This window comes from Pseudomonas sp. JZ134 (assembly GCF_051027695.1).
GTDB classification, from domain to species: domain Bacteria; phylum Pseudomonadota; class Gammaproteobacteria; order Pseudomonadales; family Pseudomonadaceae; genus Chryseomonas; species Chryseomonas luteola.
In genome coordinates, this window is sequence record NZ_CP069250.1 from 618,379 (window position 1) to 637,675 (window position 19,297).

Sequence of the window (19,297 nt, forward strand, 5' to 3'; positions counted from 1 at the left end):
AAATGCACTTGAACGGCTTTTCGGTGACTGGGCTGTTTCAGAAGTCTACGTCGGCATCAATGGTGGTGGTCGCTCGGGCTGACAAAGACCAGGGTGGAAAACATCCCGCGCACGCGGCCGTTGGGGTCGTCCTGCTTGACCTCCGTGTTGGCGCCGATCACGTTACGACCATGATGGCGCACCGTAATCTGTGCCCGACCCTGGGCATCGGTCGTGACGCTGACGTGATCAGGGTCGTTGATCACATCGTCGTACAGCTTGATACCGGAGGCGGGCTTGCCGTCGAGCAGGACTTGCACCTCCAGCGTCTCACCGGGCTCTACGGCCAATGGATCGCGCTGAGGAATAATGGCGAATTTAAGTGCGTCCAGAGAGGGCAGCTTGGCGCCTTTTTCCATAACCGCGAGACTGTACTTGTAATAGCGTCCTGAGGCAAGGGCGCCCGATACCTCAGTTGCTCCCTTGTTCACCCACTTCTTGTCCTGGCCTTGTGCCCAATAGCCATTGTCCAGAGCAACCGCCAGCACCGCTGGTATAGCGGCCGGTTTCAGACGCGCATGATCGCTCTGCTTTTCAACCGTGATCGGTACGGGCTTGCCGGAGGTGTCGTACGCCCAGGCACCGGAAATCCGGGCCGGGTCATAGGCGTCCTCTTCGGCGCCTTCGCCAAAGACCACTTCGATCTGGCCGCGGCGCTCTTCCGGCCAGAGCGCATGGGCAAACAGCGAGCCGCTGAAAACGGACAGCGCAAGGGTGGCGGCCACCAGGGTGTGCTTGGTATTCATGTCGAGGTTCCTGTAGCGAGCGTGACGGGATACAGCGTTTCGATAAAAGCGAAGCGTGTGCAGGCGATGAATCCGACACACGCCGCGTTTGGCTTACAAGGTGATGGAAACTCCGGCCTGCAGGGTGCGTGGCGCACCGGGGTAGGCCCAGATCGAACCCCAGGCACGCTCGTCGTATTCCTCGTTAAAGACGTTGTCGAGGTTGAGGTTCAGGCGAATACGGTCGGTCAGCGGGTAATAGGCCAGCAGGTCGACAACGGTATAGGACGACATGTCGAACGCCGTAGACGAGGTGCTGCCCTTGCGGTCGCCTACGTATTTAAGGCCAACGCCCACGCCCAGCCCGCTCAACAGACCCGAATCGAATTCATAGGTATTGAGCAGATTCACGCTGTGCTTGGGAACGTTTGCCAGACGGCTGCCGGTGGGCATGGTGGACGTCGTGCTCTTGGTCACTTCGGCATCGACATAGGCATAACCGCCAATAACGCGCCATTGCGGCGTGATATTGCCAGCCAGGCTGAGATCGAAGCCACGGCTGCGCACTTCGCCTGCCGCAATCTGGTAATTGCTGTCGAGCGGGTCCGATGTGAGGACGTTTTCCTTGGTGATATGGAACAGGGCTGCCGTAATACTCAGGTCATGCTCCGGCACGTCGTACTTGATGCCGGTCTCGTAGGCGATGCCTTTTTCCGGGTCGAAGGCCTGGCTGCTGCGATCGGCGCCCCGGTTGGGCTTGAACGAGCGAGCCGTGTTGGCATACACGGCCAGCGAGTCGGTCAGGTCATACACCAGGCCGAAGCGAGGCGAGACGGCGTTATGTGCTTGCTCCCAGCTGCCTGATGCGGACAGGTAGTTCGTGTACTGCTGCTCGAAGCGCTCCAGCCGCGCACCAACCTGGGCCTTGAGCCGGTCGGTAAGTTCGACCTGATCCTGCAGGTACAGCGCGTAAGACTTCAGGTTCTCGTCATCATGGGTGGTCGTACGGGTCAGGGCAGGCAGCGGCTGGCCATACACCGGCGCATAGAGGTCGAGCGGGAAGGCACTGACGCTGCCGCTGGAGCGGCGGATAAAGGATGTGTAATTGAAATCGTCGTACTCGACACCAGCCAGCAGGGTGTGAGCAAAACCCGCCGTCTTGAAGTGGCCTTCAATGTTGGTCTGGAAGGCTATATCGTCCCATTCCAGGGTGCGCTCGCTATAGTTCCGGCCAATGGTGCGGCCATCGGCTGCCAGTCCATTGTTCTCTACGGCGCCGCCGTCCAGGCTACCGTCGAGATACTGCACGCCGCCACGAATGGCCCAGTCGTCATTGAGCTGGTGTTCCAGACGCAGCTGGGTGGTGGCGTTTTCATTACGAAGTTTGCCAGCGTCCTCCTCGCCCAGGAAACGATCGCGTGGAAGCTGACCGGCCTGGGTGGCATAACGGGTAACGCCCCGATCCATAGGGTTGCGGTTGTGCAGGTAGTCGCCCTCAAGAATCACGGCGGTACGGTCGCTCAGCTGCCAGCGCAGTACGGGTGCTACGTTGTACCGTTCGCTTTCCACATGGTCACGAAAGCTGTCGCTGCCTTCAGCCACCAGGTTCAGGCGATAGGTAAATTCGGCGTTTTCATCCAGTGCGCCGGTGGTGTCCAGCGTACCGCGGCGCAGCCCCTGGGTGTTGAACTGGCTGCCCAGAACGGTTTTCCGATCGGCCTGGGGCTGCTTGCTGACAATATTGAACGTGCCGCCCGGGTCGCCTCGGCCATAGAGCATGGATGCAGGGCCACGAAGTACCTCCAGGCGCTCAATCGTGCTGGCATCCGGCATATTGGGATAGCCACGGTTGACGGCAAAGCCGTTGCGGTAGAACTCCTGGGTACTAAAGCCCCGCACCAGGAACTCAGTCAGACCCTGTCCGCCAAAGTTGTTGCCTCGTTCTACGCCTCCCGCGTAGTCCAGGGCATCTTCAAGCCGGGTAGCACCGATATCTTCTACGACCTGACGCGGCACTACGCTAATGGACTGCGGCGTCTCGTGGATGGCCGTATCGGTACGGGTGGCACTGGCCGAACGGGTTGCCCGATAACCCTCAACGGGGCCTTGAGCGCTTTCGGTCACGTTGGCTGTGATTTCCATCTGCGATAACGAGGCTGGCTCGGAGTCGGATGGGGTTTCCTGGGCATAGCAGGTGAAGGCGTGCAGAGAGAGCACGGGGACGATAAGACGCCGCATTTCTTCTTCTTTTCCTTGGTAAGAACCGCCAGACGCGGAGATAGGATGCGGATGCTATATATTATGATAATCGTTATCAATAACGAGTTGATAGCAACTTGATTGCGTCGTCTGGAATGCAACGAGCACGGAACGCGCTGTCCTAACGCCTCAGGTGTTTAGGCAGAAGAAAGGCTGCTAGTCGAAGGAGAACCGCTTGGGCCTTACAGGTTTGTCTGGAAAGCGGGTTCCAGACTTGGGCGGGTGCGCTTTGCGCAGCGGTTCGAGCAGCGGTGACAGACCGTTGTGGTCGATCTCCTGCATCAGCTGGATCAGGCGGCCGATTTCGCCCTTGGGAAATCCTTCGCGGGCGAACCAGTTGAGGTAATGGCCGGGTAGATCGGCAATGACGCGACCCTTGTATTTGCCATAGGGCATTTCACGGGTCACCAGCAGTTGCAGATCCTTCGGGTCCATAAAGCCTCACAGGGTAACGGTTGGAATGCCCGGATCTTCACCGGACCCGGACATTCTACCGTATCGAGGCTGACAGGTGAGGTCAGCGCCCTTGAACGGCATGGGCCGCTCGAATCACGCAGCGGGTCAGCTCCGGTGGAGAGAACTTGGTGAGTACGTCGTTGGCACCTGCCTTCTTGGCCCTGTCGCTGTTCATGGAGCTGTCCAGCGACGTATGCAGCAGTACGTAGAGACTGCTGAAGTCCGGACTCTCACGCAGGCTCTGGGTAAAGGCGTAGCCATCCATTTCCGGCATTTCAATGTCGGAGACAACCACATTGATCTCATCATCTGTGCCTTGTAGCTCTAGAAGCTTTTCAATGGCTTCCTTGCCGCTGCGGGCAACATGGCAGCGGATATTCAATGTCTGCAAGGCATGAAGCGACAGGTTGCGCGCGACTTGGCTGTCATCCACGATCAAGATACGCGTTGCCTCCAGGGCTTCGATGTCTTCTTCGTTCAGGGCCGAAGGCGTCTGCGGTATGGCAGGCGGTGCAATACCGTGGATAACCTTTTCGATATCCAACACCTGAACCAGCGTGCCTTCCACTTGGGTCACGCCGGTGACAAACGCGCGACTACCCGAGCCGAAGGGGGGCGGGATGATGTCGCTCGACCGGCAGTGAATGATCTTGGCAACGTTCTGGACGTGTAGCGCCTGCTTGGTACGGCTGATCTCGGTCACGATCAGGCAGCCACCAGAAGGGTCGGCCAGGGGCTGTTCGCCAATGGCACGGCTCAGGTCAATCACCGATAGCGAGGCGCCTCGCAGGGTCGTGACGCCTTTAACGTGCGGATGCGACTCAGGCATGCGCGTCAGGGGCGGGCACGGAATGATTTCGCTGACCTTGAGCAGGTTGATGGCCATGAGCTTTCCGCTGCGCAATGAGAACAGCAGCAGCGAGAGGGAGTCATCGGACGGATTGTGCTTGGGCATGTGCGACCTGTTCAGGAATTCAACTTGGCTGCCAGAACTATCGGCCAATAGACGCGAAGGTTTAGGCGAAAGTTTGCTTCATTCTGTCGCATCCGCCCGAAGAGCCACTGGCCGGGCGAGCGTAGCCAGTCATCGGGTCGGGCTTCAGATCCCCAAAAGGGAGTCGATGAATCTAAAGACAGCCCGAAAAGAGTCCGGGCACCGTCATGTCATGTGAGCTTCAACAAGAATAAACAGGAGCCTGTTGCATGGATGTCTTACGCAAATACCCCGTTCGCGCGCGTCTGTGGTTGATCCTGACCGTCGCGGCCCTGATGCTGCTGGCCTTCGGCGCGCTGACGCTCAGGGCCTCCTATGAGCACCTCTATCAGGGCAAGGCCGAAAAGACGCAGCATGTGGTCGAGACCGCCCTGGGTGTGTTCACACATTTTCAGGCGTTGGAAGCGGGCGGCACGCTCAGCCGTGAGGCGGCGCAGCAAGGTGCCTTGGCCGTGCTCAAAGCGCTTCGCTACGGTCGCAACGACTACTTGTGGGTCAACGATCTGCAACCGCGCATGGTCATGCATCCGATGAATCCCAAGCTCGACGGGCAGGACCTTTCTACCTATAAAGATCCTGACGGCAAAGCGCTGTTCAATGAGATGGTAGTCGTGGCAAAAAACGGCGGTGGGGTTGTGGCCTACCGTTGGCCCAAGCCCGGTGCCAGTGAGCCGGTGCCCAAGGTTTCCTACGTCAAGCAGTTCGAGCCCTGGGGCTGGGTGCTGGGGACAGGCGTCTACCTGGATGATCTGCAGGCCGAGTTTCGCGCACAGGTCTGGCAGACGGCAGGCGTCGGGGCCGTCATCGTAGTGCTCATGGGCGTCTTGATCTTTCTCATTCAGCGCAGCATCACCCGACCGCTGACGTCGACCGTCAAGGCGATGGCCAGTATCGCCAGTGGCGAGGCCGACCTGACCCACAGGCTCGACACGTCGGGCCGTGACGAGTTGTCTGAGCTGGGCCGTCATTTCAACCGGTTTTCGGAGCATTTGGGTGAACTCATTCGTCAGCTACTGACGGCCGCTCATTCGCTGGATCGTCATTCGGGCGAGCTGGGTGCCATTGCGGCCCAAAGTCAGCGGCACAGCGACACCCAGACCCAGCAGATGGATATGCTCGCCACGGCTATCAATGAAGTGACGCATGCCATCCAGGATGTGGCCCGCCACGCCGAACAGGCCTCGGGCGAGGTGCAGAGTGCTGAACGTCGGGCCGATCAGGGGCTGGTCAGTATCCAGACCAGCCTCCACCAGACCGAAGGGTTGTCAGACACTATTCTTCAGGCCGCCGAGGTCATCGAATCACTGGCGCAGGAGAGTACCCAGATCGGCACCGTACTCGACGTGATCCGCTCCATTGCCGACCAGACCAACCTCCTGGCTCTTAACGCTGCTATCGAGGCAGCACGTGCCGGTGAGCAGGGGCGCGGGTTTGCGGTAGTAGCCGATGAGGTCAGGCTTCTGGCGCAGCGCACGCAGAAGTCCACCCAGGAGATTCATGCCATGATCGAGCGGCTGCAGGCCAATTCGGGCGCGGCGGTTCGGGTCATTCAGGAGAGCCGGCAGGCTTCGCAGCACACCATCGAGCAGGCCGGTCAGGCCAGCGACAGCCTTGAGCAGATCAACCAGACCCTGCGTAACCTTGCAGCGGTAAACGCCTCGATTGCGAGCGCTACCCTGCAGCAGTCCCATGTGGTGGAGGAGATCAATCAGAGCGTCGTGCAGGTGGCCGGCCTTGCCCAGACCAACGCCACGGCGAGCGTGCAGACGAGTCAGGCCAGTCAGCAGCTGCGTGGCATTGCCGATCAGTTGGGTCATCTGCTCGGCCAGTTCAAGGTGTAATGCTTCCCTTGCAGGGCCGGTCCTGACGGGTCGCCCTGCATTTCTTAACGCTTTCTTTACGCCTCCCTGGGGGCTTACGTCTCGATCCTTTACAGGACTCCTCCCGACAATGCTCTCCATCAGCGGTCGTGCCGCGTAAAGGAGAGAATCATGAGCGTTCTGGATAGCCTGTGCCTGCTATTGGCCGTGGGCCTGTTCGTGTACCTGCTGGTGGCGCTAATGCGCGCCGACCGTTCGTGAGGCCGCGACCATGAGCACTGCCGATGGCCTGTTGATTGTGCTGTTTTTGGCGTTGTTCCTAGCGCCAGCGCCTCTTCTGGGGCGTTTTTTCTACCGTGCCCTCGAAGGCGAGCGCACTTGGCTTACCCCGGTCCTGGCGCCGCTGGAGCGGGTAGGCTATCGCCTTGGCGGTATTGACGCCCGGCAGGAGCAGAGCTGGCAGCAATACGCCCTGGCACTGCTCATGTTCAATCTGGTCGGCCTGCTGGCCTTGTTCCTGATGCTTCTACTGCAAGCGTATCTGCCGCTCAATCCGCAGCATCTGCCGGGGCTTGAATGGACCCTGGCACTGAACACGGCGATCAGCTTTGTCACCAACACTAACTGGCAGGCCTACAGCGGTGAGGCGTCGCTGTCGTATTTCAGTCAGATGGTAGGGTTGGGCGTACAAAACTTCGTGAGTGCTGCGACCGGGATTGCCGTGCTGGTAGCCTTGAGCCGCGGCATTACCCGCCGCAGCGCGCTGGCGCTGGGCAATTTCTGGGTCGATCTGACCCGCGCGACGCTCTATATTCTGCTACCGCTTAGCCTGGTGCTGGCCGTGCTGCTGATCTGGCAGGGCGTGCCGCAAACCTTCTCGGCCTATATCGACGCCCAGACGGTCCAGGGCGGTACGCAGGCCTTGCCGCTGGGGCCAGCCGCCAGTCAGATCGCCATCAAGCAGTTGGGCACTAATGGCGGTGGCTTTTTCGGCGTGAACTCCGCGCACCCTTTCGAAAACCCGACGGCGCTGAGCAATCTCCTGGAAATGGTCTCGCTGCTGCTGATCCCGGCCGCACTGGTGTTTACCTTTGGCCATTATGTGAAGGATCTGCGGCAGAGCCGGGCGATTCTGGCCTGCATGCTGGGCCTTTTGCTGATCGGCATAGGCGTATCGCTGTGGTCTGAATGGCAGAGCAATCCGGCCCTGGCCTCGCTGGCTGTTGAGCAGAACGCCTCGCTGGAAGGCAAGGAAAGCCGCTTCGGCATCACGGCCTCGGTGCTCTGGTCGGTTGCCACCACGGCGGCCTCCAACGGGTCGGTCAATGCAATGCATGACAGCCTTTCGCCGCTGTCCGGGCTGGTGGCGTTGTTCAACATGATGCTGGGCGAGGTTATCTTTGGCGGGGTAGGCGCCGGGCTCTACGGCATGTTGCTCAACGTGCTGATCGCGGTGTTCCTGGCCGGGCTTATGGTGGGGCGCACCCCGGAATACCTAGGCAAGAAGCTTGAAGCACGGGAAGTTCGCCTGCTGGTGGCAACACTTCTGGTCATGCCGCTGGGCGTGCTGGTGCTGGGGGCTCTGGCCATCAGCCTGCCGGGACCGGTATCGGCCATCAGCAACCCCGGCCCCCACGGCTTCAGCCAATTGCTTTATGCCTATACCTCCGCCACCGCCAATAACGGCTCGGCCTTTGGCGGGTTCGGTGCCAACACGCCCTTTCACAATCTGATGCAGGGGCTGGCCATGCTGCTTGGCCGTTATGGCTACATCCTGCCGGTACTGGCCATTGCCGGGAGCCTCGCCGCCAAGCGTACCGTACCGCAGGGGCCAAACAGCTTTCCTACTCACGGCCCGCTGTTCGTCACGCTGCTAACCCTGACCATCCTCTTGGTAGGTGGCCTGACCTTCCTGCCGACCCTGGCCCTTGGGCCGATTGCCGATCAACTGATGCTTTTCGGTGGACATTGATATGAACATGCATACCCAACCGACCACTGCTGCCGCTGCGCCTGTGCCCGGCAAACCGCTCTGGCAGGCCGCGCTGGTCCAGGCCTTCGTGAAGCTGGACCCACGGCAGCTGGTGCGCTCGCCGATCATGTTCGTCGTGGAGCTGACTGCTGTCTTCACTACTGTGCTGTGCTTTTTGCCGCAAGCCGGAGTGAGTACCGCCGTGGCCGTACAAATCACTTTGTGGCTGTGGTTCACGGTGCTCTTTGCCAACTTTGCCGAAGCCCTGGCCGAAGGACGCGGCAAGGCGCGTGCCGATAGCCTGAAAGGCGTAGGGCAGGACCTCATGGCCCGTCGCCAGACCGCGGACGGTCTGTTTGAGATGGTGCCGGCCGTGGGGTTGCGCAAAGGAGATGTGGTCCGCGTCGAGGCAGGTGAGCTGATTCCGGGAGATGGTGAGGTCGTCCAGGGGATCGCTGCTGTCAACGAGGCGGCCATTACAGGCGAATCCGCCCCGGTCATCCGTGAGTCCGGCGGGGATCGCTCGGCCGTAACCGGCAATACGCAGATCGTCTCGGACTGGCTGTTGGTGCGCATCACGACCAATCCGGGCGAATCTACGCTGGATCGCATGATCGCCCTGGTGGAAGGGGCCAAGCGGCAGAAGACGCCTAACGAGGTCGCGCTGGATATCCTGCTGATCGGCCTGACGCTCATCTTTCTCTTGGTGGTCGCTACGCTTCAGCCCTTTGCTCGCTATGCCGGTGGCGACCTGCCCATGCTGTACTTGGCGGCGCTGCTGGTGACGTTGATTCCGACCACTATTGGCGGCCTGCTTTCGGCCATTGGCATTGCCGGGATGGATCGTCTGGTGCGACTGAACGTGATTGCCAAATCCGGCCGTGCTGTGGAGGCTGCCGGGGACGTGCATACGCTGCTGCTGGACAAGACCGGCACCATCACCTTTGGCAACCGCCGGTGCAGCGCCATGTATGCGGCAAGCCGCGTTACGGCCAAACAGCTGGCTGAAGGCGCCCTGCTGGCGTCACTGGTGGACGATACCCCTGAGGGCAAATCCATCGTCGAATACCTGCGCGCCCTACATCCCATGAACGAGCCTGCCCGTGATGCGGTCACGCCGATCACTTTTAGCGCCGAGACACGCCTGTCCGGTATTGATTGGGACGGCCACGTCTACCGCAAGGGGGCAGTGGACGCCGTGCTGCGTTTTCTGGGCATGACACGCGGCCACCTGCCCGATGTGCTGGCTCGCGAGATCGACCGCATTGCCAAGGATGGAGGAACACCGCTGCTGGTCTGCGCCGATGGGCAGCTGCTCGGAGCCATTCACCTGAAGGATGTGGTCAAGCCCGGTATCCGAGAGCGTTTCGCCGAGCTGCGCAAGCTGGGTATCCGCACCGTGATGGTAACCGGTGACAACCCGCTGACCGCCGCGGCGATTGCGGCCGAGGCGGGTGTTGATGATGTGATCGCCGAAGCCACGCCTGAGAAAAAGCTGGCCCGCATCCGTGAGGAACAGGCGGACGGCAAGCTGGTTGCCATGTGCGGTGATGGAGCCAACGATGCTCCGGCGCTGGCCCAGGCTGATGTAGGCATGGCCATGAACGACGGCACCCAGGCGGCTCGCGAAGCGGCCAACCTGGTGGATCTGGACTCCGACCCTACCAAGCTTTTGGACGTCGTGCAGGTGGGCAAGGAGTTATTGGTTACACGTGGTGCGCTAACCACCTTTTCCATCGCCAATGACGTGGCCAAATACTTCGCCATCTTGCCGGCATTGTTCGCCAGTATTTATCCGCAGTTGGGTGCACTTAACGTGATGGGCCTGCACAGTCCGCAAAGCGCGATCCTGTCCGCCATTGTGTTCAATGCCCTGATCATCGTGGTGCTGATACCCCTGGCACTACGCGGCGTGCGTATTCAGGCCGCCAATGCCAGCCAGTTGCTGCGCCGTAACCTGCTGATTTATGGCCTCGGCGGGCTGCTGGTGCCGTTCGTGGGAATCAAGCTGATCGATATGGTGTTGACTGCCGTAGGGCTGGCCTGAGCGGCCAGTCTTCCTTAGGAGAATCGTTATGTTTGCGCACGTTCGTCCCGCCCTGTCCATGATGCTGGTCCTGAGTCTGATCACTGGCGTGGCCTACCCTCTGGTGGTCGCTGGTGTCGGACAGGCCGCCTTTGCCAGCCAGGCCAATGGAAGTCTGATTCGCAACTCGGCGGGTCAGGTCATCGGCTCGGCATTGATCGCTCAGCCCTTTACCGGAAACCAATGGTTCCACCCGCGTCCCTCGGCGGGTGATTTTGCCACGGTGTCCAGCAGTGCGAGCAATCTCGCGGCATCCAACCCGGCACTGGTACAGCGAATCGCCGAGTCGCTGGGGAATGAGCAGGGCAGTGGACCGGCGCCGCTGGCGTTGGTCATGACGTCGGGCAGCGGGCTTGACCCGGATTTGCCACCGGCTGCCGCCCGTTATCAGATCGCCCGGATAGCCCAGGCGCGTGGCATACCGGCCGATGAGCTGGAAAAACTGGTCGTCGAGCATACGGAACGCTCGCTGATCGGGCCGCCAGTGGTTAATGTGCTGCAACTTAATCTGGCCCTAGATGAGCGTACGCGATGACCGATGCCGCCGAGCGCGCCGATGCACTGCTTGCCGACCACGCCGAAGGACGTGGCCGACTAAAGGTATTCCTGGGCGCGGCGCCCGGTGTCGGCAAGACCTACGCCATGCTCCAGGCCGCCCAGGCTTTGCAGCGACAGGGCGTGGACGTGCGGATCGGCGTTGTGGAAACCCACCGACGCGCCGAGACCGAAGCTCTGGTCGCTGGTCTTACGCAACAACCGCTACGGCGATACGACTACCGGGGCATGCATCTGGCGGAGCTGGATCTGGACGGTGTACTCGCCAATCCACCCCGGCTCGTGCTGGTTGATGAGCTGGCACATACCAATGCGCCGGGGAGCCGCCACGCCAAGCGCTGGCAAGACATCGAAGAACTCCTGGCCGCCGGGATCGATGTCTACACCACCGTCAACGTCCAGCATTTGGAAAGCCTGAACGATCAGGTTCGTGATGTGACCGGCGTACAGGTGCGCGAGACCGTGCCGGACCGGCTGTTGCAGGATGCCTATGAGATCGTTCTGATCGACCTGCCGCCGCGCGAGCTATTGGAGCGGCTGCGCGAAGGCAAGGTCTACGTACCCGAACAGGCGCGGGCGGCCATCGATGCCTTTTTCAGCCAGACCAACCTTACTGCCCTGCGCGAGATGGCCATGCAGACGGCAGCGGCGCGGGTCGACTCGGATCTGGCCCGGCGTTATCGCGCCCTGGGGGAGGATGCTCCGGCGCTTCTGGGGCGTCTGCTGGTAGCGGTCAACGGTGACGGTCAGGCGGAGCGGCTGGTGCGCCATGCGAGTCGAGTGGCGGAGCGCCGGCACCTGCCGTGGAGCCTGGTACATGTCGAGACCGGGCGGACACAGGACGAGGCCGAGCGCGCCCGCCTGCAAGCCGCCCAGCGTCTGGCCGAGCGGCTCGGGGGTGAAGTGGTCATTCTGCGGGCCGGGGAGGTGGCGAAATCCCTGGTGAATTACGCCGTGGAGACACGGGCCAGCCTGTTGCTGGTCGGGCGCAGCCGGCCCACCTGGGTTCGCCGTCTGTTTGGTACGGGGCTGGCCTCGCGCTTGCTACAGTTCGAGGCGGGGCTTGAGATCAGTGTGCTGGACGCCCGCGAGGAAGTAGGCACCTCCCTGCCAAAGGTGTCCCAACGCAATGGCCGGGATTACCTGCTGGCGATCGGCGCTACCGTGGGCGCTGCCCTTCTGGCCAAGGCCGCCTCCAGCCTGCTGGAGCTTCCCAATATTTCGCTGGTGTTCCTGACCGCCGTTTTGCTGGTCGCCATTCGTAGTAGCCGTGGTCCGGCCATCCTGTGCGCGGTCCTGAGTTTTCTGACCTATAACTTTCTGTTCATCCCGCCGTTGTTCTCGTTCACCATTCAACGTGAACAGGATGTGCTGACACTCATGTTCTTTCTGTTCATGGCAACGCTCACCGGCAATCTGGCGGCCCGCCAGCGAGGGCAGCTGAACAGCCTCAGACAGGCCCAGACCGAAACCGGCGCCCTGCTGGAGCTCTCCCGCAAGCTGACGGCCGCCACTGACCGGCAGGCGGTACTGAAGGCTGCGGCGCAGCAGCTGAGTTCCACCGACATCGAGGTCTGTCTGATGAGCCGGGATAGCCATGAGCAGTGGCATGTCGAGGCTGGGACCGCCAGCGTCCTGAATGAAAGTGAACGTGCCGCGGCTGACTGGGCGTGGAAGCACGAGCAGCCAGCGGGTCATGGAACGGATACCTTGCCCCATGGGCGCTGGTGGTGGTGGCCCTTGGCATCCGAAGAGGGCCCCCTGGCGCTGCTGGGGATTGCCTTGAAAGACGGCAAGAGCCTGAGCGCCGAGCAGCGTCGGCTGTTTGCTGCGCTGGGTCAGCCGCTGGCCCAGGCGCTGGCGCGGGCGCGTCTGGCCGAGGACCTGGAGGCTGCACGCCTGCATGGGGAAACCGAGCAGCTACGCAGCGCCTTGCTGGCCTCCGTATCGCATGACTTGCGCACCCCGCTTACTGCCATGCGCGGCTCTATCGACACATTGGCCACGCTGGGCGACAGCATCAGCGCCGAGGATCGCCAATCGCTTCTGGACACGACACGTCTCGAAGCCGAACGTCTGGATCGGTATATCCAGAACCTGCTCGACATGACCCGGTTGGGTCATGGCGGGCTGCAGCTGGCCCGCGACTGGGTCTCCCCAGGCGACGTCGTGGCCAGCGCCCTGAGCCGACTGAAGCCTGTACTGGCACCGCTGCATGTCGAAACGTCAGTTCCCCCCGATATGCCGCTGCTCTATGTGCATCCTGCCCTGATCGAACAGGCCCTGATCAACGTATTGGAAAACGCGGCGCGGTTTTCCCCGGAGCACGGGCGCCTGCGCGTTGCGGTCGAGCATGACGATAAAGAGATCCGTCTGGCTGTGAGCGACCAGGGCCCCGGTATTCCAGAGGCGGAACGTGCCCGGATTTTCGATATGTTCTACACCGCCGCACGGGGTGATAGAGGCGGACAGGGTACAGGGCTGGGATTGGCAATCTGCCAAGGCATGGTGGGCGCGCACGGCGGTCGCGTGACTGTTGATACCGGCCTGGACGGAAGGGGGGCGACCTTGACCCTGCATCTGCCGCTGCATCCACAACCGCTCGGTGACAACGAGGGCTGAGGCGTTTCGCCTTTCAATAACGTAGCATGCGGCAAGTGTTCGCTTTTTCTGAAGGCTTCCATGACCACAAATGCACCCTTGATCCTGATCGTCGATGACGAGCCGCAGATTCGCAAATTCCTGCGCATCAGCCTGACGGCCCAAACCTATCGGGTCATCGAGGCTGCCACCGGTGCAGAAGGATTGGCCAAGACGGCACTGGAGCGGCCTGATCTGGTCGTGCTGGATCTGGGTCTGCCGGATGAAGATGGGCAGACCATCCTCAGGGAAATTCGTGAATGGTCGTCCGTACCGGTACTTATTCTGTCGGTCCGGGCGGATGAGCAGGAAAAGGTCCGTGCACTGGATGCAGGGGCGAATGACTACGTCACCAAGCCCTTCGGCATTCAGGAGTTTCTGGCCCGGGTACGGGTATTGTTAAGGCAGGGTGTGGCCCAGCCGCAGACAGAGTCAGCCCTGAGCCTGGGAGCGCTCAAGGTAGATTTTGCCTTTCGCCGCGTCACGGTGCAGGACAGTGACATCGCCCTGACGCGCAAGGAATATGCAGTGCTTGAACACCTTGCTCGTCATCTGGGGCGCGTGGTGACCCAGCAACATCTGCTCAGGGAAATCTGGGGCCCGTCCCATGTCGAGGACACCCACTATCTGCGTGTCGTGGTAGGGCACTTGCGGCAGAAACTGGGCGACGACCCTGCTGCTCCGCAGTACATCATCACCGAGCCTGGGGTGGGTTACCGGCTACGTGACAGGCACGATGCCTGAGCCCATCCCTGGGCGCTGGCGGATCACGCTTCGAGCATCTGCTCGCGACTGTACTGAAGTGCAGCCTGAGCGCGCTTGATCAGGTCCTCTTCTTCAGTCTGGGCCAAGACGGTATTGGCCAACAGTTCGATGTTCTGCAGATGAGTCATCTTTTCATCCCGACTTATATTGTCGAGCATGCCAAGTTCTTCGATCCGGTCTTCACACCGGGTGAGCAAGCGATTGTGAAAGTCGTACTGGGATTCGTAGTGCTTGGTACGACGGGCACGGCGAGGGGTACTGATTACCTGATCGGTACTGGGTGCTAGAGACATGATGTACTTCTCAATCATCAAATAAATCGTGGTATGGCAATATGCCATTTCCCGATCTGGTCGACCATACCCCGTACCGGTAATGGTTCATTTTGGAGATGAGCGGATACGTCTTGGGCACGTAAAGGCTCCCTTTCAATGAATGAAACGGCAGGGTAGCGATTTGAAATCATTCAATTGTCAAAAAAGCGTGAAAGACTGACCGGTGGAGTTGACCTGTGTCACGAAAGAGGCACTGCCTGTATCCGGTTTCCCTCACCTTAATTCGAACCATCCAGAACGATCGACGGTCGACTTTCTTGTACGGACCCTGGTATTGACGGGTCCGGAAATCGACGTGGAGGTAGAAAGATGGTTTCCAGAATAGGCATGGTCGGACTCACCCTATGTGCCGTGCTGCTCAGTGGCTGCTTTGGCAGCTCCGATGATAAATCCAGCGAATCCAGCTCCGAGAAGGCATCCATCCAGATGCACTCGCCCCAGGACGACGCCACTAGCCAGGACAACCAGGACGCCAACAGCGGCAAGTAAGGCAATAGGGCGCGATTGAAGGTTGGTGGCCTGCCCGGCAGGTCGCCCGGAGCAGGAAGGTAAGGCATGGCGAACACCGAGGATCTGAAACTGCTGGAAGAGCTCCTTCTGGCCCGAGGCCCGGGCGGGCAGGAGGATGAAGTCAGGCGCATCTGCCTGCGTGAGCTCAAGCGCAGCTGTGATGAGGTATGGGTCGACGCGGCCGATAACGTAATCGGGGTCGTGCGGGCCACCGAGGAGATTTCCCGGGAAGAGGCTGCACAGCGCAGCGTCGTGATCATGGCGCACCAGGATGAAATCGCCATGGTCGTCAAACGCGTCAACCCTGACGGTACGTTGAGCGTCGTCGCACTGGGCGGGGCCTTTCCGGTGAACTTTGGCATGTGCCCGGTCGATATCATGGGTGAGCATGCCCTGCTGCCAGGTGTACTGTCATTCGGAACCATGCACGCCACGCCCGAATCGCCTCAAGGAGCCGATGTGCTCAGCGGCAATGTGCAGTGGAAGGATGTGCATGTGCTTACCCGGCGCTCGAAGGATGAGCTGGGCGAAGCAGGCATACGGGCTGGTACACGAGTTGTACTGAGTCAACATTGGCGCCAGCCCTTTAATGTTAATGACGCTATCGCAGCCCATTTTCTGGATGACCGTGCGCCTATCGTGGCGACGCTCAAGGCTGCTGCGTTGACGGCTGCGCGCCGTTCCCTCCTCAAGCGCGATGCCGTGTTTGTCTTTACGACCAAGGAGGAGGAAACCAATGGCGGTGCTCAATATGCAGCCCGAACGCTACCCGGTGAAATTGTCATTGCCGTCGAGGTGGGGCCTATCGCCGAGGAATACGATACGCAGCTTAGCGCCGACCCGATTGTGCTGACCGGTGATGAAAAAGGGTTTTACTCGAAATCCGTAACGGACGATCTGTTGCAGGCTGCCGAGCGTTGCGGACTCAATCCGCAACCGGCGCTCATGCCGGATTTTGCTTCCGATGCCAGTGCCATACTCAGTTCCGGCTCGAAAGGTAAGGCAGGGTGTATCGCCATCCCAACTGAAAATACCCATGGCTATGAGGTGGTCCTGCATGATGGTATGGATGCCTGCGCCCGAACGCTGACGGAATACCTGATCGGCAAGCCTGTGAACGGATAGTGATCCCGTAGAGAAAGGCCATTCGGAGAATGGCCTCGTGTCCACTCAGACCGATACGCTGATCCGGGACGCCTTGGACGCATCCAATGAATAGTTGCTAACGCTCTGGTACTTGCGGATCACCGTTTGTGCCAGCAGGTTAACGGCATCATTGGCGGCTGTTGATGAGGTGCTGGCTGCACTGACCGTACCAGACGTGCTGCTGTCGTCATTGTCCGTGTGCGCCATCATCGAGGCCTGCAATGCACGGCTCAATTCATCCTGACTGACTTCCCCGTTCTCGTCTTCGTCCAGTGCGGACATCAGCGACGTACTGTTAGTGTCGTCCAGAGCGGCCAGTTCGAGGGTACTGAGTGTACCGCTGGCATCAGCATCCAGGCTGACGATCAGCTCGTCGGTCAGGTCGTCGCTGTCTGCATCAGCTACCGGCAGGGGAAGCAATGGTGGTGCGAATACACTGGTAAATTCACGTTGGCTGATGCTATCGCTGCTGTCCTGATCCATCAGGCTGAGCAGCTGGTCGACATCAATTGCCGTGCTGTCGTCACTCTCTCCGCTGCTGGAGGCGGCTGCGGTCAGCTCGCTCTGGCTGATCGAACCATCACCGTCGGCATCCAGGGCCTTGAACAGATTCTTGAGTGGGTTTTCATCATCGCTCGTGGTGCTGGCGGGTACGGTGGTGCTGTTCTTGTTAGCAGTGTAACTGCTGAAATAGCTGGAATGACTGCTACCTATTCCACTGATCATGACGGGCTACCTGGCTGAGAAAGGGCTAAGGGAAGTTCTCAGGTTCAAGCTTCGCGCATGAGTATGTCGTGGGTATCGTGACTGTGTATCTGGCGAGATACACAGCGGTTAAAGGCATCATGCCGAGCGTATCGGCAGCATGATAAGGGCGGTCAGACCGCCGCCTGGGGTTTCTTCCAGGCACAACGTGCCGCCTTGGTTTTGAATGGACTCCCGCGCAATGGCAAGGCCCAGCCCCACGCCGCCGGAGTTGCGGTTACGAGAGCCTTCCAGGCGGAAAAACGGCTCGAATACTGCCTCGCGGTATTGGGCAGAAATTCCGGGACCGTGATCGCGCACCTGTATTTCTATGGAGTCAGGATGTTCCTTCAATACGATTTCGGCGCTACCCCCGTAGCGCAGTGCATTATCGAGCAGGTTGGTCAGGCATGAGCGCAGGGCCATGGCCTGGGCCCGGACAGGCTTGCACTGGCCACTCAGCGATACAGCGGCTCCGTCATCCAGAGCGTTTTCCGTCAGTGATTCAGCCAACGCCTGAATATCGAACAGCACCCAGGGCTCTTCACTGCGTTGCTCGCGCAGGTACTCCAGTGTTGCGTTGAGCAGGTTAATCATGTCGTCCACATCCTGCGTTACACGGCTGCGCAGTTGAGGATCGTCGATGTCTTCCAGCCTGAGCTTTACGCGGGCCAGTGGTGTACGCAGATCATGGGAAACCGCCGCCAGCATCCGTCCGCGTTGCTGGATCTGCGCTACGATGCGTTCGCGCATCTGGTTCATCACCCGTGCCGCTTCACGGGTTTCGTGAGGGCCCGTTTCTGGTATGGGAGGGCTGTCCAGGTTATCGCTCAGGTCCTGCGCTGCCGCGGTGAGACGGCTGATAGGGCGGGTCAGCAGACGGGCGCTGATCCAGGCAGCAACCAGCAGAGTGCCTAACTGGAAGGGGAACGGTCCGCCCAACATCCAGCCAAGCTGACCTAATGCCGAAACCGGCGGTCCGGCAGGAGGCGGGAGCGATGGATTGGTAAAAGGCGGCGGAGGGTGAGGACCACTGAATGCTGTGATCGCGGATGGTGGTAGACGAGACTCAGCGCCTGGCGGCAGCAGGGGTGGGTCGGGCTGCCTTCCCATATAATGGAACCAGGCGAAGGCCAGCAGGTGGCCCAGTACGATGGCAATGACCAGTACGCCGAACAGACGCGCAAATAGGGTGTCCAGACGGCGCACGGGTCAGTTTCCGATTTTCTGGGCGTCGAACAGGTAGCCTTCGCCGCGCACCGTCTTGATAAGCGTTGGTGAGCGGGGGTCGTCTCCCAGCTTTTGCCTTAACCGTGAGACTTGCAGGTCGATACTCCGGTCGAACGCCTCGATGGCGCGTCCACGGGTGGCATCCAGTAGCTTGTCGCGGCTGAGTACCTGACGCGGGTGATCGATAAATACCCAGAGCATTCGCACCTCGGCGTTGGATAACGGAACGACCATGCCGTCCGGTGAGTGCAGCTGGTGCCGCACTCCATCGAGCTTCCAACCATCGAAGCGGATATGCGTGCGTGCAACATTCCGGCGTACGCCTCGCGTATCCTGAGTTCTACGCAGTACGGATTGAAGACGGGCGACCAGCTCTCGTGGTTCGAAGGGTTTGGCCATGTAGTCATCGGCACCCAGCTCAAGGCCGATGATCCGGTCCATGGGTTCCGATTGGGCCGTCAGCATCAGGATGGGAATACTGCTGTCCTGACGCAGCCACCGGCACAAAGACAATCCATCTTCACCAGGCAACATCAGATCCAAAATGATGATGTCGTAGCTGTTACCGCCCAGTTTCTGCCGCATCTCGGCGCCACTGGCCACGCCGTCGACATACAGATTGAAGCGCGCCAGATAATCACCGATCAGCTCGCGCATGGGGGCGTCGTCATCGATCAGTAAGACCCTGGCCGTCCAGCGGCTGGGCTCATCGGCAACGGGCGATGCAGGAAAAGGCTGGCGGTCCATAGATACCTGGCGAAAACAAAAAGGCAGGGCCGGAATGCTAGCGAGTCGCCCTACCGGCATCTATAGGTAGCGGCTGACCTTACCTCTTCTTTACAAACCGATACATTTGACCGATAAGAAGAACTAATGGATGGGTTTAACGTTATCAATGAGGTCGCTTGAATAAAGGCGAAAGCCAACTTCGAATAACCCCTGTTTCCAAGTACTCAAACCATGCCCGAAGGCAGGCTGGGCAAGGGCTCCAGCTTTTTGGCGGGGCGGTTTGCCAGACCGT

General features: G+C 60.2%; 16 protein-coding genes and 2 pseudogenes. 10 read left to right on the top strand and 8 right to left on the bottom strand.

All coding sequences use genetic code 11. The features are described 5' to 3' along the window. Window positions 1–56: 56 nt before the first annotated feature. The 4 genes from JQR86_RS02745 to JQR86_RS02760 all read right to left on the bottom strand — a co-directional run bounded on the left by JQR86_RS02745 (window position 57) and on the right by JQR86_RS02760 (window position 4,434). The gene (locus JQR86_RS02745; protein ID WP_434154284.1) at window positions 57–785 is read right to left on the bottom strand and encodes a DUF4198 domain-containing protein; all 729 of its coding nucleotides are present in this window, start codon (window positions 783–785) and stop codon (window positions 57–59) included. Between the two features lie 93 nt (window positions 786–878). After that, the gene (locus JQR86_RS02750; protein WP_434154285.1) at window positions 879–3,002 is read right to left on the bottom strand and encodes a TonB-dependent siderophore receptor; all 2,124 of its coding nucleotides are present in this window, start codon (window positions 3,000–3,002) and stop codon (window positions 879–881) included. 177 nt (window positions 3,003–3,179) lie between these two features. Then, on the bottom strand, window positions 3,180–3,458 hold the full coding sequence (locus JQR86_RS02755) for a DUF3820 family protein (RefSeq protein WP_010795815.1): 279 nt from the start codon (window positions 3,456–3,458) through the stop codon (window positions 3,180–3,182). 82 nt (window positions 3,459–3,540) lie between these two features. After that, the gene (locus JQR86_RS02760) at window positions 3,541–4,434 is read right to left on the bottom strand and encodes a chemotaxis protein (protein ID WP_010795814.1); all 894 of its coding nucleotides are present in this window, start codon (window positions 4,432–4,434) and stop codon (window positions 3,541–3,543) included. Window positions 4,435–4,748: 314 nt separating this feature from the next. On the opposite strand from JQR86_RS02760, the pseudogene JQR86_RS02765 reads away from it, so the two are divergent. The 8 genes and pseudogenes from JQR86_RS02765 to JQR86_RS02800 all read left to right on the top strand — a co-directional run. Next, a pseudogene (locus JQR86_RS02765) lies at window positions 4,749–5,405 on the top strand (cache domain-containing protein); the annotation flags it as partial. A gap of 369 nt (window positions 5,406–5,774) precedes the next feature. Further along, window positions 5,775–6,314 (top strand): annotated as a pseudogene (locus JQR86_RS02770) (methyl-accepting chemotaxis protein); the annotation flags it as partial. Between the two features lie 150 nt (window positions 6,315–6,464). After that, entirely contained in the window at window positions 6,465–6,554 is a 90-nt protein-coding gene (kdpF, locus tag JQR86_RS02775; protein ID WP_010795812.1) for a K(+)-transporting ATPase subunit F, read from the top strand. 10 nt (window positions 6,555–6,564) lie between these two features. Then, a complete protein-coding gene (gene kdpA, locus JQR86_RS02780) occupies window positions 6,565–8,265 on the top strand; it encodes a potassium-transporting ATPase subunit KdpA (RefSeq protein WP_434154287.1) in 1,701 nt (566 codons plus the stop codon). A gap of 1 nt (window position 8,266) precedes the next feature. Beyond that, the gene (gene kdpB, locus JQR86_RS02785; protein WP_434154288.1) at window positions 8,267–10,312 is read left to right on the top strand and encodes a potassium-transporting ATPase subunit KdpB; all 2,046 of its coding nucleotides are present in this window, start codon (window positions 8,267–8,269) and stop codon (window positions 10,310–10,312) included. Window positions 10,313–10,340: 28 nt separating this feature from the next. Further along, window positions 10,341–10,886, top strand: a complete 546-nt coding sequence (kdpC, locus tag JQR86_RS02790; RefSeq protein WP_404627025.1) for a potassium-transporting ATPase subunit KdpC — start codon at window positions 10,341–10,343, stop codon at window positions 10,884–10,886. Then, entirely contained in the window at window positions 10,883–13,528 is a 2,646-nt protein-coding gene (locus JQR86_RS02795; RefSeq protein ID WP_434154289.1) for an ATP-binding protein, read from the top strand. The genes kdpC and JQR86_RS02795 overlap by 4 nt, the downstream gene beginning before the upstream one ends. Window positions 13,529–13,588: 60 nt before the next feature. Then, window positions 13,589–14,290, top strand: a complete 702-nt coding sequence (locus JQR86_RS02800; protein WP_010795807.1) for a response regulator — start codon at window positions 13,589–13,591, stop codon at window positions 14,288–14,290. Between the two features lie 23 nt (window positions 14,291–14,313). Here JQR86_RS02800 and JQR86_RS02805 read toward each other — a convergent pair whose 3' ends face one another. Next, the gene (locus tag JQR86_RS02805; RefSeq protein WP_010795806.1) at window positions 14,314–14,604 is read right to left on the bottom strand and encodes a hypothetical protein; all 291 of its coding nucleotides are present in this window, start codon (window positions 14,602–14,604) and stop codon (window positions 14,314–14,316) included. Between the two features lie 351 nt (window positions 14,605–14,955). Between JQR86_RS02805 and JQR86_RS02810 the strand changes: the two genes are divergently transcribed. Next, entirely contained in the window at window positions 14,956–15,135 is a 180-nt protein-coding gene (locus JQR86_RS02810) for a hypothetical protein (RefSeq protein WP_010795805.1), read from the top strand. A 66-nt stretch (window positions 15,136–15,201) separates the two neighbouring features. Further along, window positions 15,202–16,281 carry a M42 family peptidase gene (locus tag JQR86_RS02815; RefSeq protein ID WP_407362348.1) on the top strand — a complete coding sequence of 360 codons (1,080 nt, stop codon included), beginning with the start codon at window positions 15,202–15,204 and terminating at the stop codon, window positions 16,279–16,281. 45 nt (window positions 16,282–16,326) lie between these two features. Here the strand turns inward: JQR86_RS02815 and xopAW are convergent, their stop codons facing one another. The 3 genes from xopAW to JQR86_RS02830 form a co-directional block, all read right to left on the bottom strand. Then, window positions 16,327–17,028, bottom strand: a complete 702-nt coding sequence (xopAW, locus tag JQR86_RS02820; RefSeq protein ID WP_434154290.1) for a XopAW family type III secretion system calcium-binding effector — start codon at window positions 17,026–17,028, stop codon at window positions 16,327–16,329. 117 nt (window positions 17,029–17,145) lie between these two features. After that, window positions 17,146–18,255 (bottom strand): sensor histidine kinase, encoded by a 1,110-nt coding sequence (locus JQR86_RS02825; protein WP_434154291.1) that lies wholly within the window; start codon window positions 18,253–18,255, stop codon window positions 17,146–17,148. A gap of 3 nt (window positions 18,256–18,258) precedes the next feature. Beyond that, window positions 18,259–19,023: a response regulator gene (locus JQR86_RS02830; RefSeq protein ID WP_150346597.1), complete on the bottom strand. Its 765-nt coding sequence runs from the start codon at window positions 19,021–19,023 to the stop codon at window positions 18,259–18,261. Window positions 19,024–19,297: the final 274 nt, after the last annotated feature.